3 protein-coding genes and 1 pseudogene are annotated in these 3,432 nt (G+C 57.8%); 3 read left to right on the forward strand and 1 reads right to left on the reverse strand.

Features of this window, described 5'->3' with window-relative positions; all coding sequences use genetic code 11:
- Window positions 1-278: 278 nt before the first annotated feature.
- The 3 genes from WCA53_RS24215 (at window position 279) to WCA53_RS24225 (ending at window position 2,959) form a co-directional block, all read left to right on the forward strand.
- Window positions 279-515: a helix-turn-helix domain-containing protein gene (locus tag WCA53_RS24215; protein ID WP_423916420.1), complete on the forward strand. Its 237-nt coding sequence runs from the start codon at window positions 279-281 to the stop codon at window positions 513-515.
- A 21-nt stretch (window positions 516-536) separates the two neighbouring features.
- On the forward strand, window positions 537-1,778 hold the full coding sequence (locus tag WCA53_RS24220) for a Zn-dependent hydrolase (RefSeq protein ID WP_423916423.1): 1,242 nt from the start codon (window positions 537-539) through the stop codon (window positions 1,776-1,778).
- A 929-nt stretch (window positions 1,779-2,707) separates the two neighbouring features.
- On the forward strand, window positions 2,708-2,959 hold the full coding sequence (locus WCA53_RS24225; protein WP_423916425.1) for a hypothetical protein: 252 nt from the start codon (window positions 2,708-2,710) through the stop codon (window positions 2,957-2,959).
- Window positions 2,960-3,071: 112 nt separating this feature from the next.
- Here the strand turns inward: WCA53_RS24225 and WCA53_RS24230 are convergent.
- Window positions 3,072-3,432: pseudogene (locus tag WCA53_RS24230) on the reverse strand (hypothetical protein); the annotation flags it as partial.

Consider the following 3,432-nt stretch of genomic DNA (forward strand, 5'->3'; position numbering starts at 1 on the left):
AGGTAGCGCAGGCGGTCGCTACCGTCAGTAGCCGCGCCGTAGATGACCTGCGCAACTTCTTCCGAGCTGATCGTGCGTGCTGCGGAGGGGTTCGCGAACGCTTCGTTTGCGCGACAAAATCGCGCTCGCCTTTCCAACTCCCGACGAAGCGCCGGTGATCAGAATTGTCTTGCTCATTTCTCGTCCCCACGCGTGAATCACGTGCGCACAAGGTAACAAGTCGCGGTTGATGAGACAATCTGCACAACATCGCAGAGGTAGATGGAGGAAATCGAACAATGAACAAAACAGCGCTCTACAAACTGACGTCGGTTGCAACGGTCGCGGTGCATCGCAGCTTTCGCGGTGCTGCCAAGGAACTCGGCATGTCGCCGTCAGCGCTGAGTCACGCCGTTGCCGCGCTTGAGCAGCGCAAGGCATGCAGCTGTTTCACCAAACGACAGTGTAACGGCTGCATGTGGAAGACCAGCGAATACGACCGCCGCGCACCGGTAAGAGTCAATAGCCGTATATGAGCAATCAAAGGAGAAAGGAAAGTGTTGAAGATCAATGCGGACCGGCTGCTGAACGATCTCAAGCAGCTTCGAAGTTTCGGAGCCGCAAGTCCAGGCGTCGTGAGATTGGCTCTCTCGCCGATTGATATGGAGTCGCGTAGGTGGCTTGCCGATCGCATGAGCGACGCGGGACTGGATGCCGTCGTTGATGGCGTCGGGACGGTCTTCGGCCGCTCCCGCAAAAGCGGGGCAGCGCTTCTGATCGGCTCTCATACCGACACGCAGCCAACAGGGGGCTGGCTAGATGGCGCCATGGGGGTCATCTACGGGCTGGAAATTGCTCGCGCGCTTGCCGAAAGCAAAGAGACTAGCCATCTGGCGGTCGACGTGGCGTCGTGGAGCGACGAAGAGGGCACCTTTGCCGGGTTCCTCGGCAGCCGCAGCTTCATCGGAGAACCCGTGAACGAAACGATTGCTCGCGCAAGAAACCGGGAAGGGCAATGGCTCAAAGATGCGCTGGAAACCGCCGGGCTGACGGGAGCACCGCGTGTGCGTCTTGAGAGGGGGCGGCATGTTGCTTATATGGAGCCGCATATCGAGCAGGGCGGACGGTTAGAGGCCACGGGGAAATCCATTGGCGTGGTCACCGCCATCGTCGGCATTCGCGAGTTGCGCGTGCGGTTCACAGGCCAGCGCAATCACGCCGGCACCACGCCCATGTCGATCAGACGCGACGCCGGCGCGGCTCTTGTCGGCTTCATCGCGAGGATGAATGAAGCGTTCCAGCAATTGGTCGCTTCGGACACGGTCTGGACGGTCGGCCGAATCGACCTTGACCCCGGCTCGCTAAGCGTCGTTCCGGGCCAGGCTGACATGTATCTTCAGTTCCGCGATGCGAATGCAGCAAGGCTGCTGGCAATGGAGCAAAAACTAGCGGAGCTGGTCCGGGATTTCAATTCGGAAGGCGGCGTAGGCGCCGCGTTGGCGACCTTGCATGAGCCCGAGGAACCAGTGACCATGGACAAGGCCCTGCAGGAACATCTCGCGAACGCATCGGAGGCAGCGGCGCCCGGGCAGTGGGTACGCATGCCGAGCGGGGCCTCTCACGATGCGCAACTCATCGCCCGCCACATACCGGCCTGCATGCTGTTCGTACCCAGCATCGGCGGCGTCAGCCACGACTTCATCGAGGATACGGCCGAGGAGCATATCGTCCTCGGCTGCCAGGTCGCCGCGACGGCCGCGGTCGCCATCCTGCAAGAGATGACGGCAAGGCGCTCCTGACCGGGATGGCAACAGTCGAGGTGGCATCCGCCTCGCGATCCATCTGGATGAGTTTGTCGATCAGGACATTTCCGGTTGTTCTAAAATCGCCTTGAATCTGAGCGCCGGCGATGCAAATACGCCTGACCGTAAGGACGCCTGTCAGTGAAATGAGGGAACTACAGCTCAATGGCGCGACCCGGTCTTTGAACGTTAGCGGATCGCTCGTCTGATCAAAATGCCGGGTGCAAGCCGGTGACCTGGCTGCTAAGGTCTTGCTTGCGATATCGATCGCCGACGCGACTCTTTTTTCAAAGCTTCACATCTTGAGTTGATTTACATAAATCCATTTTATCGAGTTGTTTCAGGATTCCTGATTTCCAATAGAAGAAACTCGATTTAGAGGCCGAGCTTCCCCGGTCGCCGATCAATACGCAACGTTCTCCTCCAGTTCGATCTCCGCCGCCGCCGATTCTGTGTCAACCATGGCTGGCCGGAAATTGTCGGCGATAAAAGTGTCGATTCTTGAGTGTTGCGTCGAACGCGACGTTACGGCGAGATGCTAAGTTGAGTGAACCAAGAGGTCTGACCGTAAGCCAGCTCGATTTAATGCGCCTCGACATCGTCGGGCTGACGCGACCAGACTTGCTCGGGTTCGTCGGCTCTCTGAACTACGCGGGACTCAGGCCTTTACGCCATTGAGGTGCAGGCGTGAAGTTCAGAGGGCTCGAACAAATCTCCCCGGTCCGCTGTATCAACACTGCGCGCGCGACATTACGTCCCGCCAGTTCGTACTTAGCCGACATTAGGTTTAACATTGCTGCTGGATCAAAGCGGATATTCGCGCTCTTTTTCATGACTAGGCACGGGTGGATGCGGGGGAGCGATCAGTGACTCTCGCCTGATCGCCAATCTTGAAATATTTTGCCTATGCTTAGGCGCACATCGACATGAACAAGAAACGTCCGCCTGCCAAGGAGATCTCGAGGGACGCCGTCGTGAAGGAATGTGACGCGATCTTAAGAATATCGGTCATCGTTGCGGTGCTAGGCACCGCACTTTACTGGGGATTGTTAGATGCATTGGCGCCGTCATTTGCGCAAGCGGTCGACGGCTTTGAGATCGGTGGCTTTCTAATGGCATTCGGTTTGCTTGGGGCTGTCGCTGCGGCCGCCCTTCGGACTGTAGCAGCCGATAGTTAGCTAGCGAATCCGAAGGTCTGCTGCGCGATCTTCCATCTACCGAGTGACCAACGCCTTCACCTTCCGTGACCACCGTCGCCAGCGCGTTTTTGTACATCAATGCAGTTGCGGGTCAGCCATTGCACGTTTCCGCAAATAGCCTCGAAAACGACTTGGGGCGGCCTTGGTCAAAAATGCGTCGACCGAGTTGTTCGAGCAGTTCTTCATCTGACCTGGCGTGGACAACGTCATCAAACCTGAACCCTCCGTCGAACTCCTGCGGGAAGCCAATGGTTTGCGGGGCAAGCATATCGAGTCCAGCACCCCCGCAATGCTTAAAGTGGCTGCTATGAAGCCAGTGAACCTGCTTCATCACGTCCTGCGCGCGGTGATGTTTGACCGGCCGGAGCGCCTTGTGCGGTGGAGATTTTGGCAGGTGCGGAAAAAAATATACCCTCATCCTGGATAAAAAATGAAGGGGCGGATAGTAGGGG

Origin of the sequence: Caballeronia sp., from assembly GCF_049581465.1 — a bacterium.
In the GTDB taxonomy this organism is placed as follows: Bacteria; Pseudomonadota; Gammaproteobacteria; order Burkholderiales; family Burkholderiaceae; genus Caballeronia.

What these genes read in the sequence shown, in the direction of transcription:
- WCA53_RS24215 (WP_423916420.1), top strand. Translation starts at nt 279, where the DNA reads ATGAACAAAACAGCGCTCTACAAACTGACGTCGGTTGCAACGGTCGCG.
- WCA53_RS24225 (WP_423916425.1), top strand. Translation starts at nt 2,708, where the DNA reads ATGAACAAGAAACGTCCGCCTGCCAAGGAGATCTCGAGGGACGCCGTC.